The 20,979-nt window shown below is 30.6% G+C and carries 24 protein-coding genes, 6 tRNA genes and 1 pseudogene; 3 read left to right on the forward strand and 28 right to left on the reverse strand.

Annotation, left to right across the window (positions count from 1 at the left end; genetic code table 11):
• Positions 1–119, forward strand: a pseudogene (locus tag Q1J48_RS00705) (aspartate--ammonia ligase); the annotation flags it as partial.
• A 124-nt stretch (positions 120–243) separates the two neighbouring features.
• The gene (locus tag Q1J48_RS00710; protein WP_300360614.1) at positions 244–1,581 is read left to right on the forward strand and encodes an MATE family efflux transporter; all 1,338 of its coding nucleotides are present in this window, start codon (positions 244–246) and stop codon (positions 1,579–1,581) included.
• A gap of 41 nt (positions 1,582–1,622) precedes the next feature.
• On the opposite strand, the gene rbr is transcribed toward Q1J48_RS00710, so the two are convergent.
• The 22 genes from rbr to Q1J48_RS00820 form a co-directional block, all read right to left on the reverse strand.
• Positions 1,623–2,291, reverse strand: coding sequence for a rubrerythrin (gene rbr / locus Q1J48_RS00715; RefSeq protein ID WP_300329487.1), 669 nt, complete (start codon positions 2,289–2,291; stop codon positions 1,623–1,625).
• 155 nt (positions 2,292–2,446) lie between these two features.
• Positions 2,447–3,019, reverse strand: coding sequence for an LA_2272 family surface repeat-containing protein (locus tag Q1J48_RS00720; RefSeq protein WP_300329490.1), 573 nt, complete (start codon positions 3,017–3,019; stop codon positions 2,447–2,449).
• 125 nt (positions 3,020–3,144) lie between these two features.
• A complete protein-coding gene (gene rplQ, locus Q1J48_RS00725; RefSeq protein WP_027128737.1) occupies positions 3,145–3,495 on the reverse strand; it encodes a 50S ribosomal protein L17 in 351 nt (116 codons plus the stop codon).
• Positions 3,496–3,521: 26 nt separating this feature from the next.
• A complete protein-coding gene (locus Q1J48_RS00730) occupies positions 3,522–4,499 on the reverse strand; it encodes a DNA-directed RNA polymerase subunit alpha (protein ID WP_300329494.1) in 978 nt (325 codons plus the stop codon).
• Between the two features lie 26 nt (positions 4,500–4,525).
• Positions 4,526–5,113, reverse strand: coding sequence for a 30S ribosomal protein S4 (gene rpsD, locus Q1J48_RS00735; protein ID WP_300329497.1), 588 nt, complete (start codon positions 5,111–5,113; stop codon positions 4,526–4,528).
• Between the two features lie 53 nt (positions 5,114–5,166).
• On the reverse strand, positions 5,167–5,553 hold the full coding sequence (gene rpsK / locus Q1J48_RS00740) for a 30S ribosomal protein S11 (RefSeq protein ID WP_177161509.1): 387 nt from the start codon (positions 5,551–5,553) through the stop codon (positions 5,167–5,169).
• An 82-nt stretch (positions 5,554–5,635) separates the two neighbouring features.
• Positions 5,636–5,992: a 30S ribosomal protein S13 gene (gene rpsM, locus Q1J48_RS00745; protein WP_300329504.1), complete on the reverse strand. Its 357-nt coding sequence runs from the start codon at positions 5,990–5,992 to the stop codon at positions 5,636–5,638.
• A 199-nt stretch (positions 5,993–6,191) separates the two neighbouring features.
• Complete coding sequence (gene rpmJ / locus Q1J48_RS00750) at positions 6,192–6,305, reverse strand: 50S ribosomal protein L36 (RefSeq protein WP_027128732.1); 114 nt, start codon at positions 6,303–6,305, stop codon at positions 6,192–6,194.
• Between the two features lie 30 nt (positions 6,306–6,335).
• Entirely contained in the window at positions 6,336–6,554 is a 219-nt protein-coding gene (gene infA / locus Q1J48_RS00755; RefSeq protein WP_027128731.1) for a translation initiation factor IF-1, read from the reverse strand.
• Positions 6,555–6,642: 88 nt separating this feature from the next.
• Positions 6,643–7,413 carry a type I methionyl aminopeptidase gene (map, locus tag Q1J48_RS00760; protein ID WP_300329509.1) on the reverse strand — a complete coding sequence of 257 codons (771 nt, stop codon included), beginning with the start codon at positions 7,411–7,413 and terminating at the stop codon, positions 6,643–6,645.
• Between the two features lie 19 nt (positions 7,414–7,432).
• On the reverse strand, positions 7,433–8,074 hold the full coding sequence (locus Q1J48_RS00765; RefSeq protein WP_300329512.1) for an adenylate kinase: 642 nt from the start codon (positions 8,072–8,074) through the stop codon (positions 7,433–7,435).
• Between the two features lie 152 nt (positions 8,075–8,226).
• A complete protein-coding gene (gene leuS, locus Q1J48_RS00770; RefSeq protein ID WP_300360615.1) occupies positions 8,227–10,824 on the reverse strand; it encodes a leucine--tRNA ligase in 2,598 nt (865 codons plus the stop codon).
• Positions 10,825–10,845: 21 nt separating this feature from the next.
• The gene (locus Q1J48_RS00775; RefSeq protein WP_300329517.1) at positions 10,846–11,427 is read right to left on the reverse strand and encodes a sigma-70 family RNA polymerase sigma factor; all 582 of its coding nucleotides are present in this window, start codon (positions 11,425–11,427) and stop codon (positions 10,846–10,848) included.
• A 16-nt stretch (positions 11,428–11,443) separates the two neighbouring features.
• Positions 11,444–12,154, reverse strand: a complete 711-nt coding sequence (gene rlmB / locus Q1J48_RS00780) for a 23S rRNA (guanosine(2251)-2'-O)-methyltransferase RlmB (protein WP_300329520.1) — start codon at positions 12,152–12,154, stop codon at positions 11,444–11,446.
• Positions 12,155–12,162: 8 nt separating this feature from the next.
• Entirely contained in the window at positions 12,163–13,440 is a 1,278-nt protein-coding gene (gene murA / locus Q1J48_RS00785) for a UDP-N-acetylglucosamine 1-carboxyvinyltransferase (RefSeq protein WP_300329522.1), read from the reverse strand.
• Positions 13,440–14,003 carry a DUF1694 domain-containing protein gene (locus Q1J48_RS00790; protein WP_300329525.1) on the reverse strand — a complete coding sequence of 188 codons (564 nt, stop codon included), beginning with the start codon at positions 14,001–14,003 and terminating at the stop codon, positions 13,440–13,442. The genes murA and Q1J48_RS00790 overlap by 1 nt, the downstream gene beginning before the upstream one ends.
• A gap of 142 nt (positions 14,004–14,145) precedes the next feature.
• Positions 14,146–14,229: transfer RNA gene (locus Q1J48_RS00795), tRNA-Leu, on the reverse strand.
• Between the two features lie 9 nt (positions 14,230–14,238).
• A tRNA-Lys gene (locus Q1J48_RS00800) sits at positions 14,239–14,314 on the reverse strand.
• Between the two features lie 8 nt (positions 14,315–14,322).
• Positions 14,323–14,398, reverse strand: a tRNA-His gene (locus Q1J48_RS00805).
• A gap of 6 nt (positions 14,399–14,404) precedes the next feature.
• Positions 14,405–14,481, reverse strand: a tRNA-Arg gene (locus Q1J48_RS00810).
• Between the two features lie 13 nt (positions 14,482–14,494).
• Positions 14,495–14,570: transfer RNA gene (locus tag Q1J48_RS00815), tRNA-Gly, on the reverse strand.
• 3 nt (positions 14,571–14,573) lie between these two features.
• Positions 14,574–14,650, reverse strand: a tRNA-Pro gene (locus tag Q1J48_RS00820).
• A gap of 217 nt (positions 14,651–14,867) precedes the next feature.
• On the opposite strand from Q1J48_RS00820, the gene Q1J48_RS00825 reads away from it, so the two are divergent.
• Positions 14,868–15,512 carry a YiaD family glycine zipper/OmpA-like lipoprotein gene (locus tag Q1J48_RS00825; protein WP_300329527.1) on the forward strand — a complete coding sequence of 215 codons (645 nt, stop codon included), beginning with the start codon at positions 14,868–14,870 and terminating at the stop codon, positions 15,510–15,512.
• A gap of 46 nt (positions 15,513–15,558) precedes the next feature.
• Here Q1J48_RS00825 and Q1J48_RS00830 read toward each other — a convergent pair whose 3' ends face one another.
• The 6 genes from Q1J48_RS00830 to Q1J48_RS00855 form a co-directional block, all read right to left on the reverse strand.
• Entirely contained in the window at positions 15,559–15,870 is a 312-nt protein-coding gene (locus Q1J48_RS00830) for a hypothetical protein (protein ID WP_498040959.1), read from the reverse strand.
• Between the two features lie 17 nt (positions 15,871–15,887).
• Positions 15,888–16,643: a hypothetical protein gene (locus Q1J48_RS00835; protein WP_300329530.1), complete on the reverse strand. Its 756-nt coding sequence runs from the start codon at positions 16,641–16,643 to the stop codon at positions 15,888–15,890.
• Between the two features lie 10 nt (positions 16,644–16,653).
• Positions 16,654–18,840 carry a heavy metal translocating P-type ATPase gene (locus tag Q1J48_RS00840; RefSeq protein WP_300360617.1) on the reverse strand — a complete coding sequence of 729 codons (2,187 nt, stop codon included), beginning with the start codon at positions 18,838–18,840 and terminating at the stop codon, positions 16,654–16,656.
• 11 nt (positions 18,841–18,851) lie between these two features.
• Positions 18,852–19,241, reverse strand: coding sequence for an HMA2 domain-containing protein (locus tag Q1J48_RS00845; protein ID WP_300344603.1), 390 nt, complete (start codon positions 19,239–19,241; stop codon positions 18,852–18,854).
• Positions 19,241–19,732, reverse strand: coding sequence for an HMA2 domain-containing protein (locus Q1J48_RS00850; protein WP_300344600.1), 492 nt, complete (start codon positions 19,730–19,732; stop codon positions 19,241–19,243). Before Q1J48_RS00850 ends, Q1J48_RS00845 begins: the two co-directional genes overlap by 1 nt.
• 187 nt (positions 19,733–19,919) lie before the next feature.
• Positions 19,920–20,936 (reverse strand): electron transfer flavoprotein subunit alpha/FixB family protein, encoded by a 1,017-nt coding sequence (locus Q1J48_RS00855; protein WP_300344597.1) that lies wholly within the window; start codon positions 20,934–20,936, stop codon positions 19,920–19,922.
• Positions 20,937–20,979 lie beyond the last annotated feature (43 nt).

Below are 20,979 nucleotides of genomic sequence, written 5' to 3' on the forward strand. Positions count from 1 at the left end.
GACAATCAAGAATTTGTATGCTTTTCTTAGAAAAATTACATATTGGAGAGGTTCAAGCATCTGTATGGCCTGATGAAATGGTTGAAGAATATGCAAAACTTGGAGCACATTTCCTATAAAATTTTAAAAAAACTTATTCCATTGGGATAAGTTTTTTTATTTACTTTCTTTTATTAATTTTTTAGGTTATATGATATAATATACTGAAATATTTTGATAATTAGGAGGTTTTATAAATATTAAATGAAAAAAAATACATATATTCTTACTGAAGGAAATATTAAAAATCAGCTTATAAAACTTGCTGTTCCTCTACTTATTGGGAATATATTTCAACAATTTTATAATTTAGTAGATACGGTTATAGTTGGTAAATATATTGGAGAAAATGCTTTTGCAGGTCTTGGAGTAGCTGGGACTGTTATGAATCTTTTTATTTTCTTAATAGGTGGTTGTTGTACTGGAGTTTCTGTTATACTATCTATGTTTTATGGGAAGCAAGATATGAAAGAGTATAGAAAGGAATCTTTTTTAGCAGTTACTTTTGGACTTTTATTTACTTTCTTTTTAAGTTTTATCTCCATAATATCTTTACCTTCAATATTAAAATTGATAAACACACCAGCAGAGATTGAGATTTATGTCAGTCAATATTTGACAATTATTTTTATTGGACTTTTTGTTACTTTCCTATATAATCTTTTTGCTTCTCAACTTCGTTCAATGGGAAATACTCGATTTGCTCTTATATTTTTAGTTATTTCTATTATCTGCAATGTAATTCTTGATTTTATATTTATAAAATACTTACATTTTGGAATATCTGGAGCAGCTTGGGCTACTGTTATATCTCAAGGAATCTCAGCTCTTTTATGTTTCCTATACATAAAAAAATATTTTTCTGAATGTATATTTACTAAACTTGATATGATTTTTGATAGCATTTTATTAAAAAAGACTCTTTATTTTGCTTCGATATCTGCTCTTCATCAATCCAGTTTATATATTGGAAAAATTTTAGTTCAAGGAGCTGTAAATACCTTAGGACCTTTCGGTATTGCTGCTTATACTGCTACTAATAGGATAGAAGGTATAGCCAATACCTTTGCTATAAGTGGAACTGAGGCAATCTCTGTATTTATAGCACAAAATATTGGGGCTGGAAATAAAAAAAGAGCTTATGAAGGATTTAAAACAAGTCTTGTGCTTATGTACTCCCTTGGAATAGTTATGGCATTATTTATGTATTTTGGAGCTACACCTTTTATTAAATCTTTATTAGAAAATGCTAATGAGGAAACTATTAAAAATGGAGTTAGTTATTTACAAATAATCTCTTATTTCTATATTCTTTGTTTTAATGGAAGTGCTTTTGTAGGATACTTTAGAGGAACAGGTATTATGAATATTCCATTTATAGGTACTACTCTACAAATAATAATAAGGGTTATTTTATCTTATTTATTTATAAATTCTTTAGAACTTGGAGGTGTAGCACTTGCTACTGGAATTGGTTGGATTGCTATTTCATCCTTCCATATTTTCTTTTATTTTAAAACTAAAAATGAAAAATTTGCATAAGAAAAAAGTCAGATCACTCAATTGATCTGACTTTTTATTTATTAATAATTTTCATTTCTCACTTCAAAGAATCCTTGTGAGTATCCACATACTTCACAACTTTCTGGAGCCTTTTTACCCATTACCAAGTGACCACAGTTTATACATTCCCACATAGTCTCCTCAGCCTTTTCAAATACTTGTTTCATTTTTATATTATTAAGTAGTTTACGATATCTTTCTTCGTGAGCTCTTTCTATTTTTGCCACTGCCTTAAATTTTAAAGCTAAATCATGGAATCCTTCTTCATCTGCTTCCTTTGCAAATTTATCATACATATCTGTCCACTCATAATTCTCTCCGTTAGCAGCATCTAAAAGATTTTCTTCAGTATCTTTTAGTAACCCTAATTCTTTAAACCATAATCTTGAGTGTTCTCTCTCATTATCAGCAGTTTTTATAAATAAATTATGTATTTGCTCATATCCCTCTTTCTTAGCTACATCAGCAAAGAAAGTATATTTATTTCTAGCTTTTGATTCTCCAGCTAAAGCTTCTAATAAATTCTTTTCTGTTTTTGTTCCTGAATATTTAGTTTTTCCTTCTTCTATTTTTTTCTCTTTTATCTCTTCAAAGACAATTCCTGGTTGACCACATAAAGGGCATCTAAAATTATCTCCTATTTCTCCATCATGAACATAGTTACATACTGTACAACGATATTTTGCCATTTAATTTCCTCCCTTTATTATTCAAATTTGTAATAATTTCATTTATGTATTAATTATACCATAAAATATAGAAATTTGCAAATTTTTATAATAAAAAAACTACATTTAAGACTAAAAAATCTCAAATGTAGTTAAAAATTTTTTATTCTATTCTATTATAATGATTTTCTAAAGTTTATTATTGGTAAAACTGGGAATACTCCATTTTCTGCATAGTTTACTAAACCAACTTGAAGTCCTTCTAGATTTTTAGTTGCATTTATTAAACCAAATTGTAATCCACCTACTGAGTTTGAATAGTTTACAAATCCTAATTGAACCATTGCTTTTCCTTCAACATAGTTTACACCACCAAAGTTAAATGTAGCATTTCCTCTTGTAGTATTTACTACCCCAATTGTTCCTCCGTTTAAGTTTCCACCAACATCATTCCATAGTGCTAAAGAAACCCCTGACATATTTCCACTTACTCTAAAAGCTTCAAATCCAAATAAAGCTAAGTGTCCTCCATTGAAGTTTCCATTAATTTGTCTATATCCTATTAATGATAAGTCAAATCCAGACATGCTTTGGTTTTCAGCTCCTAATAAGTTAAAACTGAAATTATCTATGGAGTCATATTTAGTTGCTCCAAATTGTAATCCAGGTGCTATTGAAAGTTGTGGTCCAGCTCCAAAAGCCATAGTTGATGCTAAAGTTAATCCTGCTAATAACATTTTTAATTTCATATAAAATCTCCCCTTTCATATTTTGTTATATGCATCTAATTTATTATTCTATTTAAACTCTTAATTTCCTTTTTTAAATATAAAAAAAGACTCACTTGGAGTCTTTTTTATAAATGAAATTTTTACTATACTAAAGCTATTATAGCTAATTCAGCAGAGTCACCTTTTCTTACAGAAGTTTTGATTATTCTAGTGTATCCACCGTTTCTTTCAGCATATTTTGGTGCTAAATCGTTGAATAATTTTGCTACTGCTTCTTCGTCTCTTAAGAATGCAAAAGCTCTTCTTCTGTCAGCTAAAGTTCCTTTTTTACCTAAAGTTATCATTCTCTCAGCAAATTTTCTAAGTTCTTTAGCTCTAGTAACTGTAGTTTCTAATTTTTCTTCTTTTACTAATGATATTGTTAGGTTTTTAAGCATAGCCATTCTGTGGTCAGCTCTTCTTCCTAATTTTCTATATGATTTATTGTGATTCATTAGTTAGCTTCCTCCTCTTGTCGATATTATTCAGAATATTCATTCTGATTAAGGTCAAATCCTAGTTCTTTCATTTTTTCTAGGATTTCATCAAGAGACTTTCTTCCAAGATTTTTTATTTTTAGAAGGTCGTTCATGCTTAGTCTTGCTAATTGTCCAACTTCTTCAATACCAGCTTTCTTCAAGCAGTTAAATGATCTAACTGTTAAATCTAGCTCCTCTATCTTAGTCTCTAATATATTGCCATCTTTTTCTTGTTTTTCTATTTCTTCCTCTTCTTCTTCTGCTTCATCTCTTAAGTATTCCATTCTATTACCTAAGTCTAAGAATGGGTTAAGATATAATTTTAGAAGTTCTACTGCGTAAGAAACAGTATCTCTTATAGCAACACTTCCATCAGTTTCTATATTAAGAATTAGCTTATCAAAGTCTGTCATTCTTCCAACCATAGTTGCTTCAACAGAATAAGAAACTTTTTTAATTGGTGTATATATAGCGTCAACTGCTATATAACCAACTGGCCAATCTTTTTTATCTATATCTTCTGATACTATAAATCCTTCTCCTACATCTACTAAGAATTCCATTTCAACTTCTCTGTCAGTAGTTATAGTACAAATAACTTGCTCTGGATTTACAATTTCTAAGCCAATATCTGGAATTATATCAGCTGCTTTAACTATTTTAGGTCCTTTAACAGAAAGAGTCATTTTTCTCTCTCCAACTGATTCAGTTTTAACTACAACCTCTTTTATGTTAAGAATAATGTCAGTAACTGGCTCTTTTACTCCTTCCATAATAGAGAATTCGCTAGAAACTCCCTCAATTTTTACACCTTTTATTGCTGCACCTGGTATAGAAGAAAGTAAAACTCTTCTTAAAGCATTTCCAATAGTATTTCCATACCCTCTATATAAAGGTTCAATTACATATTGTCCTTTAAATTCATTTTCTTTTACTTCGCTTATGTTTATACCTCTAGCATGTTTTTCAATTTTTAACATTTGATCAACTCCTATTAAAAGGCTTATTATCTAGAATAGAACTCAACTATTAAGGCTTCATCTAAATCAAAGTCTAAATCTTCTTTTGTTGGATTTTGAAGAACTTTACCAGCAAATGCTGCTCTGTCTAGTTCTAACCAAGCTGGTACTGTAGATGCTTCTACAGCTTCTTTTATTAATTCAATATTTTTAGAGTTTTCGATTATAGAGATAACATCTCCAACTTTAACTCTGTAAGAAGCGATATTTACTCTTCTTCCGTTTACTGCAACGTGTCCGTGAGAAACGATTTGTCTAGCTTGTCTTCTAGTTTTTGCAAATCCTAATCTGTAAACAACGTTCTCTAATCTTCTTTCTAAGAATTCAACTAAAACTAAACCTGTAACTCCTTCTTTTCTAGTTGCTTCCTCATAAAGTTTTCTGAATTGGTTTTCCATTACGTTATATATAAATCTAGCTTTTTGTTTTTCTCTTAATTGTATTGCATACTCTGTAGGTTTTTTGTTTGCGTTTGGTCTGAACCCTCTTTTTGAAGTTTTATTTACTCCTAAAACCATAGGCTCAATTCCAAGTGCTCTACATTTTTTTAATATAGGCTGTCTATTTCTTGCCATTCTCGAATATTCCTCCTTACTATTTTCTCATTACTTAAATAAATATTAAGTGACTACACTCTTCTTCTTTTTGGTGGTCTACATCCGTTATGTGGAACTGGAGTTACGTCAGTAATTTTTGTAACTTCTAATCCTGCTGCTTGTAAAGATCTTACACAAGCTTCTCTTCCTGATCCAGGTCCTTTAACTTTAACTTCAATTTTTTTCATTCCATTTTCCATAGCTATTCCTGCTGCTTGTTCAGCTGCGATTTGAGCTGCGAATGGAGTTCCTTTTTTAGTTCCTTTGAAACCTGAAGTTCCACCTGATTTCCAACTTACTACTCTTCCTTCTGGGTCAGTAATAGCAATAATTGTGTTATTGAATGTTGAATGTATATGAGCTACTCCGCTAGGAATATTTTTTAATTTCTTTTTAACTTTAGCTACTTTTTTAGCCAATTGAGCTCCCTCCTTACTTCTAATTCTAATTCATCATCTAAAATACGACACTAATTAACTTTCACGAATTTTTTAGTTAATCTTATTTTTTAACCATTTTTTTAGGACCTTTTCTAGTTCTAGCGTTAGTCTTAGATTTTTGTCCTCTTACTGGTAAATTCATTTTGTGTCTTAATCCTCTGTAACATCTAATGTCTAAAAGTCTTTTTATTGCAAGTCTAACTTCTTTTCTTAAGTCTCCTTCTACTTTTAATCCGTCGATGATACCTCTAATTTTGTTTAATTCTTCTTCAGTTAAATCCTTTACTCTTGTGTCAAAATTAACTCCTGCTTGAGTTAAAATGTCTTGAGAAGTTTTTCTTCCAATTCCGTAGATATAAGTTAAAGATATTTCTACCCTCTTATTTCTAGGAATGTCTACTCCAGCGATTCTAGCCAAATCTGATTCCTCCTATTCACAAAAATTTTATATATTCGCTAACATCTGTGGTTAGCCAACACTTTCCTCGATATGCCTTAAGCATTTTACTTAAGAATAGGCTCTACAGCCAAACATATCTTTACAGTACTTCCAATGTCAGTACTAAATTTGTTCCTGCTAGTAAAATAATCTAGCATTTAAAATAAGAATAATTTAATTACCCTTGAACTTGTTTGTGTTTTGGGTTTTCACATATAACTCTTATTTTTCCGTGTCTTCTGATTACTTTACATTTGTCACAAATAGGTTTAATTGATGTTCTTACTTTCATCTCTACCTCCTTTTTCGTGATGTAAAAAAACTATTTTTTTCTATAAACTATTCTTCCTCTTGATAAGTCATAAGGTGAGATTTGAACAGTTACTTTATCTCCAGGCAATATTTTTATGTAATTCATTCTCATTTTTCCTGAAATATGACCTAGAATAGTATGCCCATTCTCTAACTTAATTTGAAACATCGCATTTGGAAGGGCTTCTAAAATAGTTCCTTCTAATTCGATAACATCTTTTTTTGACATATCTCCTCCTATCGAACAGAAATTCAAAATATTTTAACATATTTTCTAAAAAATGTCTACTCATTTTTTGAGTTTTTTAAAAAATTTTTTAGTCTAATTTACTAAGTACCAATGGTTTTCCATCTACTATTGCTATTGAGTGCTCAAAGTGAGCAGATTTTTTTCCATCTTTAGTAACTACTGTCCAACCATCGTTTAACATGCCTATTTTATAACTTCCAGCATTTACCATTGGTTCTATTGCTAGTACCATTCCCTCTTCTATCTTAAGACCTCTACCTTTTCTTCCATAGTTCGCTACACAAGGATCCTCGTGCATCTCTTTTCCAACACCATGTCCTGCATAATCTCTTACTACTGAGAATCCATTCTTTTCAACAAAAGATTGAATAGCATGCCCAATATCTCCAAGTCTATTCCCAACAACTGCTTGTTCTATTCCTATATCTCTAGCTTTTTCAGTAACTTCTAAAAGTTTTTTTGTTTCTGTATCAACTTCTCCTACTGGATAAGTTATAGCTGCATCCCCATAAAATCCATCAAGAATAGTTACTGTATCAACACTAACTATATCTCCCTCTTTTAATATAATATTTTCATCAGGGATTCCATGAACAACCGCTTCATTTACTGAAATACAAGTTGCTGCTGGAAATGGATTATATAATCCTGGTACGCCTATACATCCTGGGATTGCTCCTTGAGATCTTATGTAATCATCTACAATTTTATCTATTTCTTTTGTAGAAATTCCAGGTTTTATATATTGAGGTAAAATTTCTTCGTATAATCTTGCTATTATTTGATTGGCTTTCTTTATTCCTGCTATTTCTTCAGGGGTTTTTATAATAACTGCCATAATTTTTTCCTTTCTAAAATTAACCTAAAATATTAAATATTTCTTTTGTTATTTCGTCTATTTCTTTTGTACCATCTATGTCAGCTAAAATTCCTCTCTCCATATAGAAATCAAATAATGGAGCTGTTTGTGAATGATATTCTTGTAATCTTTTTCCAACAGTTTCTGCTGAGTCATCTTTTCTTTGGATTAATTCTCCACCACAGAAATCACAAACTCCCTCAACTTTTGAAGGGTTAAATTCAACATGGAAAGATCCTCCACATTCTTTACAAACTCTTCTTCCTACTACTCTTCCTACGATTAACTCATCTGGAACATTTAAAGAAATAACTTTATCTAGTTTTATTCCCATTTCTTTCATTAAAACTTCTAAAGCTTCTGCTTGAGCTATTGTTCTTGGGAATCCATCTAGGATAAATCCTTTTTTACAATCTTCTTTTGCTAATCTATCTTTTATTATTCCTATTATAATCTCGTCAGAAACTAATTTTCCAGCTTCCATACAAGCTTTAGCCTCAAGTCCCATAGGTGTTCCTTCTTTTACAGCTGCTCTTAATATATCTCCAGTTGAAATTTGAGGAATTCCATATTTCTCAATTATATATTTTGCTTGAGTTCCTTTCCCAGCACCTGGCGCTCCGAATAACATAATATTCATTATTATCATCTCCTTCTAAATCTTTAATTATTATTTTATCTATTAACTCTATCATTATACTACAGTTTTCAAAAAAAATATATATTTTTCAATATTTTTAGAAAAATTTGAAAAAAAATCCTGTAAAATCATTTACAGGATTTAAAAAAAATCTATTTTACTACTATATTTACTATTTTCTTAGGAACAACTATTACTTTTACTACTGTTTTTCCTTCAACGAATTTTTTTACATTTTCTATTTCGAAAGCAGCTTTTTCTACCTCTTCTTTTGGAGCGTTTATATCAACTACAACTGATCCTCTTACTTTTCCGTTTACTTGAACAGCTATTGTAACTTCATCAGCAACAGTTAGTTTTTCATCACATTCAGGCCAAGCAGCATTGAATAAATATCCTTTCTCACCAATTTCTTCCCATAATTCATCACAGAAGTGAGGAGTAAATGGAGAAAGCATTATTATAATATTTTCTATAACTTGTCCAAATATTTTTTTAGACTCAGAAGTTTCTTTATCAGTTCCAAGAACATTACTTCTATAATCATAAACTTCATTTATAAGTTCCATTGTACTTGCAATAGCAGTATTAAAGTGATAGTTATCTTCTATCGAATCTGTTATTTTCTTAATTGTTTGATGTAATTTTCTTAATAAAGCTTTATCATCTTTTGAAATATTAGAATAATCTACTTTTTCATCACTGATAAACTCTTTGTTCTCAACAACTACTCTCCAAACTCTATTTAAGAATCTTGCTGCTCCAGCAAGTCCATTTTCATTCCACTCTAATTCTTTTTCAGGTGGTGCAGTAAACATAATAAATAATCTTGTTGCATCTGCTCCATATTTTTCCATTATCTCTTCTGGGTCAACACCATTATTTTTTGATTTTGACATTTTCTCCATTTTTACAACTAACTCTTCACCTGTTGTTTTTAAGAAAGCTTTTCCATCTCTTAATTCAACTTCGTTAGGGAATACAAATTTATTCTCTGCTGGTGAATAATATGAATCAGATAAAACCATTCCTTGAGTTAATAATCTTTTAAATGGCTCATTTGAACTTAAAAGTCCTAAATCTCTTAAAGCTTTGTAGAAGAATCTTGCATATAATAAATGCATTACTGCATGTTCTACTCCACCTATATATTGGTCTACTGAAGTCCAAGCGTCAGCAGCTTCTTTTGAGAATGGTAAATCTGTATTTTTTGGATCACAATATCTTAAGAAATACCAAGATGAGTCAACAAATGTATCCATTGTATCTGTTTCTCTTCTAGCAGGTCCACCACAAACTGGACATACTGCATGTTTATATTCTTCTGATGTTTCTATTGGGTTTCCGTTTCCTGTAAATTTAACATCTTTTGGTAATTCAACTGGTAAATTTTCATCTTTTTCCATTACCATTCCACATTTATCACAGTATAATACTGGAATAGGAGTTCCCCAATATCTTTGTCTTGAAATTCCCCAATCTTTTAATCTATACTTAGTTGTTTTTTCTCCATATCCTTTTTCTTGAACATAGTCAGCTATTTTTCCGATAGCTTCTTTTGAGTTAACACCGTTAAACTCTCCAGAGTTTACTAATTCTCCAACCTCTGTAAATGCTTGTGTCATTTGAGCTGGATCTAAAACTTCCTCTTGTCCAATAGGATTAATTACAACTTTCATTGGAAGATCGTATTTTTTAGCAAATGCAAAGTCTCTTTCATCATGAGTAGGTACTGCCATTACTGCTCCTGTACCATAGTTCATCAATACATAGTCAGCTATCCATAAAGGTACTTTATCTCCTGTAACTGGGTTTATTACATGCCAACCAGTTGCAATTCCATTCTTCTCTTTTCCTTCAGCAGTTCTTTCTATTATATCCATGTTTTTCATGTTGCTAACTGCATCTTTTATGCTTGGATTAACTTCTATTATTTTATTAACTATTGGATGTTCTGGAGCTACAACACAGTAAGTTACTCCATAAATAGTATCCACTCTAGTTGTAAATACTGGTAAATCTTCTCCTGTTTCTTCAACTTTAAATACTACTTCAGTACCTATTGATTTACCTATCCAGTTCTTTTGCATTGTTAAAACTTTTTCTGGCCATCCTTCTTTTAATTCTTCATGTCCAGTAAGTAATTCCTCTGCATAATTAGTTATTCTAAAGAACCATTGCTCTAAATCTTTTTGAATAACTTGAGTATGTGAGTGTCTCCAACATTTTCCATCTTCAACTTGCTCGTTAGCTAAAACTGTTTGACACTCAGGACACCAGTTTACTGTTGATACTTTTTTGTAAATTAAACCTTTTTCATATAATCTCTTGAATATCCATTGATTCCATCTATAATACTCTGGAGTATAAGAAGCGATTTCTCTATCCCAATCATATGAAAGTCCCATTAATTTTAATTGTCTTTTCATATTTTCTATATTAGATTTTGTCCAAGTAGCTGGATGTGCTCCATGTTGAATAGCAGCATTTTCTGCTGGTAATCCAAAAGAGTCCCATCCCATTGGATGAAGTACATTGTACCCCTTCATTCTCTTATATCTTGAAATAACGTCTCCTATTGTATAGTTTCTAGCGTGTCCAACGTGTAATTTTCCTGATGGATATGGTAACATTACTAGAACATAATAGTTATCTTTTCCGTCTACTTTATCATCTGTTTTAAAAAGTACACTATTTTCCCACTTTGCTTGCCATTTTTTTTCGATCTCTTTGAAATTATACTCTTTCATTCGTCCCCCTTTTTCAATTAATTATATATTTCTAAATTCTTTAAGCCAATTTTTTACTTTTATTTTTATTCTTTGATAAGTATTGTCTATAACCTTCATAGGCTTATCTAACTGTTTTGCTATCTCTGCATAAGTATAACCTTGAAAAAGTTTTTCTAAAACTTCTTTTTCTAAGTCGCTAAAATGTTCTTTAGTATATTGTGTAAATTCTTCCATAAGTTCTTTATATAAGTAAATCTCTTCAGCATTAGGCGAACTTTCTGCATATTCTTCTCTCAGACTTTCATCTGTTTCATTTCCTGAAAGATTGATAAATTTATTCTTTTTACTATTTGAAGATTTTATTGCTGTAATAATTTGTCTTCTCATACACATTATCACGAAAGTTTTAAAAGAAGCCTCTCTTTCACTGTCATAACTTTTTATCCCTTTTAATAAACCAATTATTCCCTCTTGAACTAAATCCTCTTTCTCTCCATTTGCCAAAAAGTAACCTTTTGTATTCATATATATATATTTTTCATATTTTTTTAAAAGAATTTCAAAGCTTTCATTATCTCCAGCTTTAGCTTTCATCAAAATTTTTAATTCTGACGCGTCCATCTAATACACCCCATTACTAATATATTGATTTGGCTACTTCTGATAAAAGTATTCCTCCAGCAACAGAAACATTTAAAGAATTTATTTTCCCATGCATTGGTATTTTTATTAAAATATCACAGTTGTCTTTTACTTTTTTTCTTATTCCAAAACCTTCACTTCCTAAAACTATTACTGTTTTATCAGGATATTTTTCCTCTGAATATACTTTTGCTCCATCTCCCTCTGCTCCATATACCCAATATCCTAATTTTTTTAGATTTTTTAAAGCTTCAGTTATATTTACAACCTTAACTATATCAACATACTCTATTGCCCCTGTTGAAGTTTTTACAACAGTTTCATTTATACTTACAGAATTTCTTTCAGGAATAATTATTCCAGATACTCCAAAGATTTCTGCACTTCTTATTATTGCTCCAAAATTTCTCGGATCTTGAACTCCATCAAGCACTAAAACTATATCCTTCTCTTTAGAAGCTATTTTTTCTAAAAATTCTCCAAACTCAACATAGTAATCATAAGAACTTATATATGCAATAACCCCTTGAGAATTTTCCATCTTTTTCTTAATATATTGAACTTTTATATTTCTTTCAGATGCTTTTTTTCTTATAAGATTTGCTTTATCCTCTTTTATCCCTTGAAATATTTCTATTTTTTCTATATTTTTTTCTTTGTTATCTAAAACCTCCATTACTGGATTTATTCCTATTATTTTATCCATAATTCTCCCTATATCTCTTCTTTCACTCTTTCAATATCTGCACCGATATTTCTCAATTTAACTTCAAGTTCCTCATAACCACGATCTATATGATAGATTCTATTTACGATACTCTCACCTTCACTTTTTAAAGCTGCTAATACTAAAGCTGCCCCTGCTCTTAAGTCACTTGACATAACTTGTGCTGATGAAAATTTCTCAATTCCTTTTATCACAGCTATATTTTTTTCTGTTGTTATCTCTGCTCCCATTCTATTTAGTTCAGGTACATGCATAAATCTATTTTCAAATATAGTTTCTGTTATTTCACTACTTCCTTTAGCTAAACACATAAGTGTCATTATAGGAGATTGTAAGTCTGTTGGGAATCCTGGATGAGGCATTGTTTTTACCTTTACACCTTTTAAATCTTCTAACTTAGATGTAACTTCAAAAAGTCCATTTTCATCTATTTTATAAGTTACTCCCATCTCCTGTAATTTCATTAAGAAACTTTCTAAGTGATCTTCTCTTACACCTTTTACTTTTATTCCTTCAAACATTATTGCTGCTATTATAAAAGTCCCAGCTACTATTCTGTCAGGTATTATTTCATACTCACACGGATATAATTTCTCAACTCCTGTAATAGTAAGTTTTCCTTCTCCTATACCCTCTATCTTTGCCCCCATTTTATTTAGGAAGTGGCATAGATCATCTATCTCTGGTTCTCTTGCTACATTTTCTATAACAGTAGTTCCTTCAGCTTTTACTGCCGCCATTATTATATTTTCAGTAGCTCCAACACTTGGAAAATCTAAGATTATTTTTTCTCCTTTTAATTTTCCACCTTTTACTTTTCCATAAACATATCCATGTTCAATAACAATGTCTGTTCCTAATCCTTCAAAACCTTTTAGGTGTAAATCAACTGGTCTTGCTCCTATTGCACACCCTCCTGGTAAAGATACCTTAGCTTCTCCACAATGAGCCAACATAGGTCCCATAACTAAAAATGAGGCTCTCATTTTTTTTACAAGTTCATATGATGCTTCTAAGTTTTTTATCCCATTATTTACAATTTTATATGAATTTTTATCTAACTGCTCTATCTCTAATCCTAAACTTTCCAATAATTTGATTAATGTTCTTATGTCCATAAGATTTGGGATATTTTTTAGTACGTATGTTCCCTTTTCTATAAGAGTAGCTATAAAGATTGGAAGAGATGCATTTTTAGATCCCTCAACTTCTAATACTCCTGATAATTTTTTGTTTCCTACAATTTTAAAAGCTCCTACTCCCATTACATATCTCCTTTATTTGAATTTTCTTTCTTACAAATAGGACATTTATATCCTAAAAGTTTATCTATTATCCCCATCAATTCAAACTTTTCTTTCTTTTCTGGAAAATTTTTTTCTAGTAATCTATAATGTTTTTTGCAAATCTTTTTTCCTTCTGCTCCCCAGTAATAAGGTGTAAGCCCTGCTTTTTTATACAGTTCTTCCTCCCCTTGAAATATAATATCTTCATCTTGATTATTTAAAGGTTCTTTTGAAACTATTACCATTCCAATATCCCCTTCATAAGATAAGTTATCTACCAAACGATAATTCAATCCTATTTTTTCAGCATACTCAATATATCTTTTTATATCCTTCATATCTAATTCTCTACTTATTTTCAGTAATTTAGCTTCTTTCTCTTTCATAAGATCTAAGAAACGATATTGGATATTTTCATCTATATCTTGCTTTTTCAAAGCTGAAATCACATTTTCCCTAAACTCTCCTAAATATATAATTTTTTCACTCTGAGTTTTTTGGAAATTTATTTTTGTTTTTTCTCTTGCATTTAGTATTTCCATAACTATTACACTCCTTACTAGAGTTTTGCCTAGATAATTATAGCATAAAACAAATAACTTTAAAATATATTTTTAAATATAAGAAAAGACTACCTAAAAAAGTAGCCCTTGTATAATTTATATTTATTTCTTTATAAAAAAATGGTGCGAAGAGAGGGACTTGAACCCTCACGTCGGAGACACTAGATCCTAAGTCTAGCGCGTCTGCCAATTCCGCCATCCTCGCACTAAGTTATGGTGCGTCATACTGGATTTGAACCAGTGACAACACGATTAAAAGTCGTGTGCTCTACCTACTGAGCTAATGACGCATTTTTTATGGGGTGACTGACGAGGCTCGAACTCGCGACAACCAGTGCCACAAACTGGCGCTCTACCAACTGAACTACAGTCACCATTAATGGCGTGTCTGAAGGGATTCGAACCCCTGACCCACGCCTTAGAAGGGCGTTGCTCTATCCAGCTGAGCTACAGACACATTAATAAAAAAATGGAGCGGGAAACGAGGTTCGAACTCGCGACATTCAGCTTGGAAGGCTGACGCTCTACCAACTGAGCTATTCCCGCAAATGGTCGGAATAGCAAGATTCGAACTTGCGGCCCCTTGCTCCCAAGGCAAGTGCGCTACCGGACTGCGCTATATTCCGACGTCCCTTAAGACAAGAATAATAATATCATAATATATAAAATCTGTCAACAGTTTTTTTAAATTTTTTTCTGTTTTTTTAATTTTTCTTTTATTTTCAATGGTTTTATTTTTTAAAAAAATTTTAATAATTTTGTTGCTTAGTTAAAGATAATAGACTATAATTTAGTAAAGAATTTATTTTTTTTATTTTATTACATAATTTGGGAGGTTCGATAATGAAAAATAAAAAAATAGCTATTGGATTTTTAACTGCTTCATTATTACTAAGTGGTTGTACTTCTAATTTCGTAAGACCTGAAGGTTCTACATCTTATACTGCTGGAGGTGCTCTTGGAGGAGCTGCTGCTGGAGCTTTAGCTGGACAACTTATCGGAGGAAATACTAAAGGAACTTTAATTGGGGCTGCCGCTGGTACTTTAATTGGTACTGCTATTGGAGCTAATCTTCAAAGACAAGAAAATGAATTCAGAAATATTCTTCGTAATTCAGGAGTTGAAATCATCAATACTGGTTCTTCTATCCTATTAAATATTCCTGAAGGACTTACTTTCTCTTTAAATAGCTCATCTTTAAAATCACAGTTTACTAGACACCTAAATGGAATAGCAACTGTATTAAATAACTATCCAAAATCAAAGGTAGTAGTTACTGGACACACAGACTCATCTGGTTCTCGTGATTACAATATGAACTTATCTCAACAAAGAGCTCTTTCAGTAGGAAATTATCTTGTTTCTCAAGGAGTTTCTCCTAATAGATTCACTGTTTTAGGAAAAGGACCTGATATGCCTATTGCTTCAAATAGCACTTTAGAAGGAAGAAAAGCTAACAGAAGAGTTACTATTGAAGTTCTTCCATAGATATAAGCAAAAAGGAGAGTTTGAAAACTCTCCTTTTTTATTTTAATTATTTGCATTCTGCTGTTGTATCACAAGCTGTTGCTTCACAAGCTTCACAAGCAGTTCCGTTTAATTCTTTTTCAGCTAAGATATCTTCTATATGCTCTTTAGTTTCTGTTAAAGCTTCAACTGACATATTTTCATAATCAACTGCATCACAAGAAGATTTAATATTTATACCTTGGCTTTTTAAGAAAGCGTCTATTTTAGTTTTATTTTTTTTGTATAAATAGTATCCTGCTACTGTTGCTCCTACTCCTACCGCTACTCCTATCACGTGTGCTTTTGTTACGTTTCCACCTCTAAATCCAAACATCATTTTTTTCCTCCTTAATATTATTTATTTATTGTTATATATTTTTCAGTTGTTTTTTGAATATTTTTATTTTTTCTAAAGAAAATATGATAAATTAAATCTCCTATATTTTCTATGCTTGTATTTTCTGATACATTTGCTATATAGTAATACTTATTTTCTTGTTTATTTTTTATTCTAAAAAATTTAACATCTTTTACAGAATTATTAGTACTTATTAGATGTCTACCGAATGTTGTTAACCATATCATAGCCACTATCGAAAGTTTCGGAGTGTCCAAGAATGATTTTATCAAATATATAGCTGGCAATATCTCTAAGTCAAAAACTCCTTTTCTATTTGTTTCTACACAAGCATGCTCAAGTATAGCTGCTGATGTCATACCAATAGAAAACCAATTCATTATATTTTGAAGAGATGTATCATTTTTATTGATAAACATATTTATACCTGACATAGTTATTGATGCTCCTGAATATATAGCAAAGTTCTCTAGAGCTTTTTGTTCTGTTCCTTCTAATAATTTTACTGGCATCATTCCATTTTCAATAGAAAACGCTGTTAAAATTTTATATATAGTTTCCTGTAAAGTTATTTTACTCGGATCAAAACTAGCTACTAAACTTCTTATTACAGGAGTATATTTTACTGTAATCTCACTTTCATTATCAGATAAATTTTTCTTAAATTCATCCATTTTTTTTATTGGATCCGACAACTTTAATCTTACCCTATTTGGTAATTTATGAATTATTGTTACTGTAAGTTTTTTCAATGGTTTCTCCTTAATTTTTCAATCTATATTTTAATAATCTCAAAGAGTTTCCAACAACCAACACTGTACTTAAATTATGAATAATCGAACTATATATTGTTGGTAACATTCCTGTCGCACCTAAAACCAAGGCAAAAGAATTTATTCCAATAGCCATAGCAAAATTTTCTTTTATAATTTTTACTGTGTTCTTAGATAAACCTATTACTTCTGGTACTGCTAGTGGATCATCCTTAGCAATTGTTACATCGGCTGCTTCCATAGCTACATCTGTTCTTGTACTTCCTAAAGCTACCCCTATATTTGCATAAGATAGAGCTGGAGCATCATTTATTCCATCCCCTATCATTATTACTTTACTTCCTTTTGATTGAAGTGATAGAATATTTTTAGCCTTATCTTCTGGTAAAAGTTCAGATTCATAACTATCTATGGACATCTTAGTCGCTATCGTTTGAGCTTGTTGTTCCAAATCTCCAGTAAGTAATACTATCTCATCTATTCCCTGTCCTCTTAATCTATTTATAGTTTTCTTTATATTTTCTCTAGGAGGATCAGTTACTCCTAAAAGTCCAATTAAAGCATTGTCCTTAGCTATATAAATAAGAATTTCTCCTCTACTTAAAATAGTTCTTACCTCATCGTAATATTCATCTATTTTAATATCATTTTCTTCCATGAATTTTTTATTTCCAACTCTTATTATAGCTCCATCTGTTTCTGTTTCTATTCCTCTCGCTACTACAACCTTATCTCCACTATGTTTAGGAATCTCTATTCCTCTATCTTTCGCTTCATTTAATATTGCTACTGCTAATGGGTGACTTGAAGTTTCTTCTGCTGCAGCTGCATAAGCAAGCATTACATTTTCACCAATCTCTTTATCTAAAACATTTATCGTTTGAACACTTGGTTTTCCTTTTGTTATTGTTCCTGTTTTATCAAAAATTATTGTATCTGCTTTGGACAACTCTTCTATATAGTTACTTCCTTTTATCAATATTCCGTTTTTAGCTGCTGTATTTATAGCTGCTGAAAAGGCTGTGGCTGTTGACAATCTTATTCCACAAGAATAATCTATAACAAGCATACTCATAGCTTTTTGAATATTTCTTGTGGCTCCATAAACTATTGCTGCAAGTAAAAAGTTAAGAGGTATCAACTGAGCTGAAAAATTATCAGCATAGTTTTGAATATCAGCCTTATTAAAGTTTGCATCTTCAACTAATTTTATTATTCTCGAAACAGTTCTTTCATCTCCGACTTTTTCTGCCTCTACTGTAATACTTCCATTTTTTATAATTGTTCCTGCAAAAACATTTTCTCCTATTTTTTTAGTGATAGGCATATATTCACCTGTTATTGAAGATTGGTCTATATAAGCTTCTCCTTCAACAATAAGTCCATCAACACTTATCTTTTCTCCTGTGTGAACTACTATTTTATCACCTTTTTTAATTTCTTCAATAGGAACTTTTTTTACATTTTTTCCCTCTTCTAACTTCCAAACAAAATTCTCACCAACGCTAAGCATATCTTTAATAGCGCCTCTTGTTTTTTTCATTGTATAAACAGTTAGAAGTTCTGAAAATTCTTCCATTATCATTATTGTTAAAGCAGTTTTTTCTTTTCCTAAAAGTAAACTACTAATTATAGCACTCGAACTTAAAGTATCTGCATTAGGTTTCTTATTTTTTATAAGAGTTCCTAATCCATTAGAAATTACAGGGCCAGCTAACGATAGTATAGCCATAGTATTTGGGTTAAAAATTCTTCTTATTCCTAAAACAGGGTTAAGAGGTGCCTTCTTAAAGAAATTATACCCTAATAAACACGCTGATATGGCTATCTTTTTTATTATTTCTTCAGGAGTCTCCTCTTGTAGTCTTCTCTCTGTTGTGACACTCTTATTTTTTAAAGTTCTCTCAGCTTTATAAATCTCAACTAAAAAAACATTAAGAGTATTTTGAAGTAGAGCTATCAAGTTATCCTCTTGAGCTATTGAACTATCAAAATATATAACAATAGTTCCTGTAACAAGGCTTATCTTTGCTCCTTTTATATATTTAACTTGTTCTAATTGCTTTTCAACCTGTGATTTTAAGCTTCCTAAATATTTTAGAGCCTTTATCCTTATACGAACTCTGCCTTCTATCTTATGAACTATTTCACAAGCTAAAAGATGTTCTGTGGTAATACCTTTCATATCTATCTTCCTTTCTCTAATTCTTTACAAAGTAATTCATAAAATTTATCCAAATTATTTTTAATCTCCTCTAAAGATAGTTTTGAATAAACTCTCTCATTTTCAACAATTTTTTTCCAAATCAAATCTAACCAACTTACTATTCTTTTCTCATTTGTTTTTTCTGGATCATAAATTACTAATATTTTTCCTGTAATATAAGAAAAATTAACATCTTTTATTCCATCTTCCAATTTTATTATATCCACAACATAGTGTTCATATGCTTTCATTTCACTTGGAACATTATTTAAACCAGGAATTTGTAATCTCAATCTTCCAGGGATACTATGAACAACCTTCACCTTTGAAAAGTATACAAAAGCTGTTTTTAATAAACTAGGTATTTCCATTAATTTCCACCTCTAATAATTAAATTATAACCCCACCAAAGAAGATTTACACCATTTGGCATTATTGGATTTTGTCTTACTTTTTTAAATCCATATCCCATAAAGAAAAGTGCAATTACTGTTTTTAAATCTAAAATTCCCTTTGTTTTGTTATAAATTGTTAGATCCAACATATCCACTGTTTCTTTCATAACACTATGGAGAGTTCCACTTTTTTTCTCAAATACCTTATCCTCTAAACCTAAAATATTTAAGATTATCCCGATCAAAAACATTGGCTCAATAATTTTTTCATCATATTTAACAAGTACTGATCCTACTAAACTATTTACTGATATTTTTTCAATTCCATTTACTGATTTTAGTTTTTCTTCTAAATATTTAGAAACTTCTTCATTTCCTCTTAGACTGTCTATCTGTAATCTAACTCTTCCAGGTAATCTATGCTTTACTTCAAGTATTCCGTAAAAACTGGGCATTAATTTATCCATTATACCTCCTATAATTTCATTTTTTTATATTCAAAGTATACAACTTTTTTGTTATATTTTCAATTTTTTCTATTTAATTTAAATAAAAATTTCACCTCTTGACCAAATACAAAAATAAAAAAGCTGTAAACAAACAATGTTGTTTACAGCTTAAAATCAAGTAAGAAAATTATATAATTTTAAATTATTATTTTTCTACTTTAGCTTTTTTTAATTCTTCAGCTAATAGAGCTGCTATTTTATTAGCATCTCCAACAATTCCTAAGTCAGCAATTCCAAATATTGGAGCTTCTTTATCTTTGTTGATAGCTACGATGAATTCAGACTCTTCCATACCTGCAACGTGTTGGATAGCTCCTGAAATTCCACAAGCAAAGTAGATATCTGGTCTAACTGTTTTACCAGTTTGTCCAACTTGTCTATCATGTTCAATATATCCAGCGTCTACTGCTGCTCTTGATGCAGAAACTTCTGCTCCTATTTCAGCTGCTACTGCTTCTAAGTTTTTGAAGTTTTCTGCAGATCCGATTCCTCTTCCTCCAGAAACTAATATCTTAGCTTCAGTGATATCTATTTTATTTTTCTCTTCTTTAACAACTTCTAAAACTCTAACTTTTAATTTAGTTGTATCTAAAGCAAATTCAAATTTTTCAACCATTCCTGATCTAGTTTCGTCTTTAGCTATTTTTTGCATAACTCCTGGTCTAACTGTTGACATTTGTGGTCTGTGGTTAGGACAAATGATAGTTGCCATTAAGTTTCCACCAAATGCTGGTCTTGTCATTTCTAATCTTTTACTTTCATCTTCAGAAATTTCAAGTTTTGTACAGTCAGCAGTAAGTCCTGTTGTCATTCTTGAAGATACTCTTGGAGCTAAGTCTCTTCCTAAAGTTGTTGCTCCAAATAATACGATTTCTGGTTTTTTAGCTTCAATTATAGCTTTGAAAGCTTGTGCATAAGCTTCTGTATCATAATATTTTAACTCAGGTTTGTCTACTACTAATACTCTATCAGCACCAAAAGCTATTAATTCTTTTGCTAATCCTTCTATTTCGCTTCCTATTAATATAGCAGTTACTTCTTTAGTTTCTAATTTTTCTGCTAATTCTCTTGCTTTTCCTAATAATTCTAATCCTACGTTTTGTAATTGCCCGTCTCTTTGTTCAGCAAATACAGCTATTCCTTTATAATCGCTTAAATTCATTATCCTATCTCCTTTATCTTAAGGTTTTAATCTTCGTTCTCAA

Origin of the sequence: Fusobacterium sp. (assembly GCF_029258315.1) — a bacterium.
In the GTDB taxonomy this organism is placed as follows: Bacteria; Fusobacteriota; Fusobacteriia; order Fusobacteriales; family Fusobacteriaceae; genus Fusobacterium_B.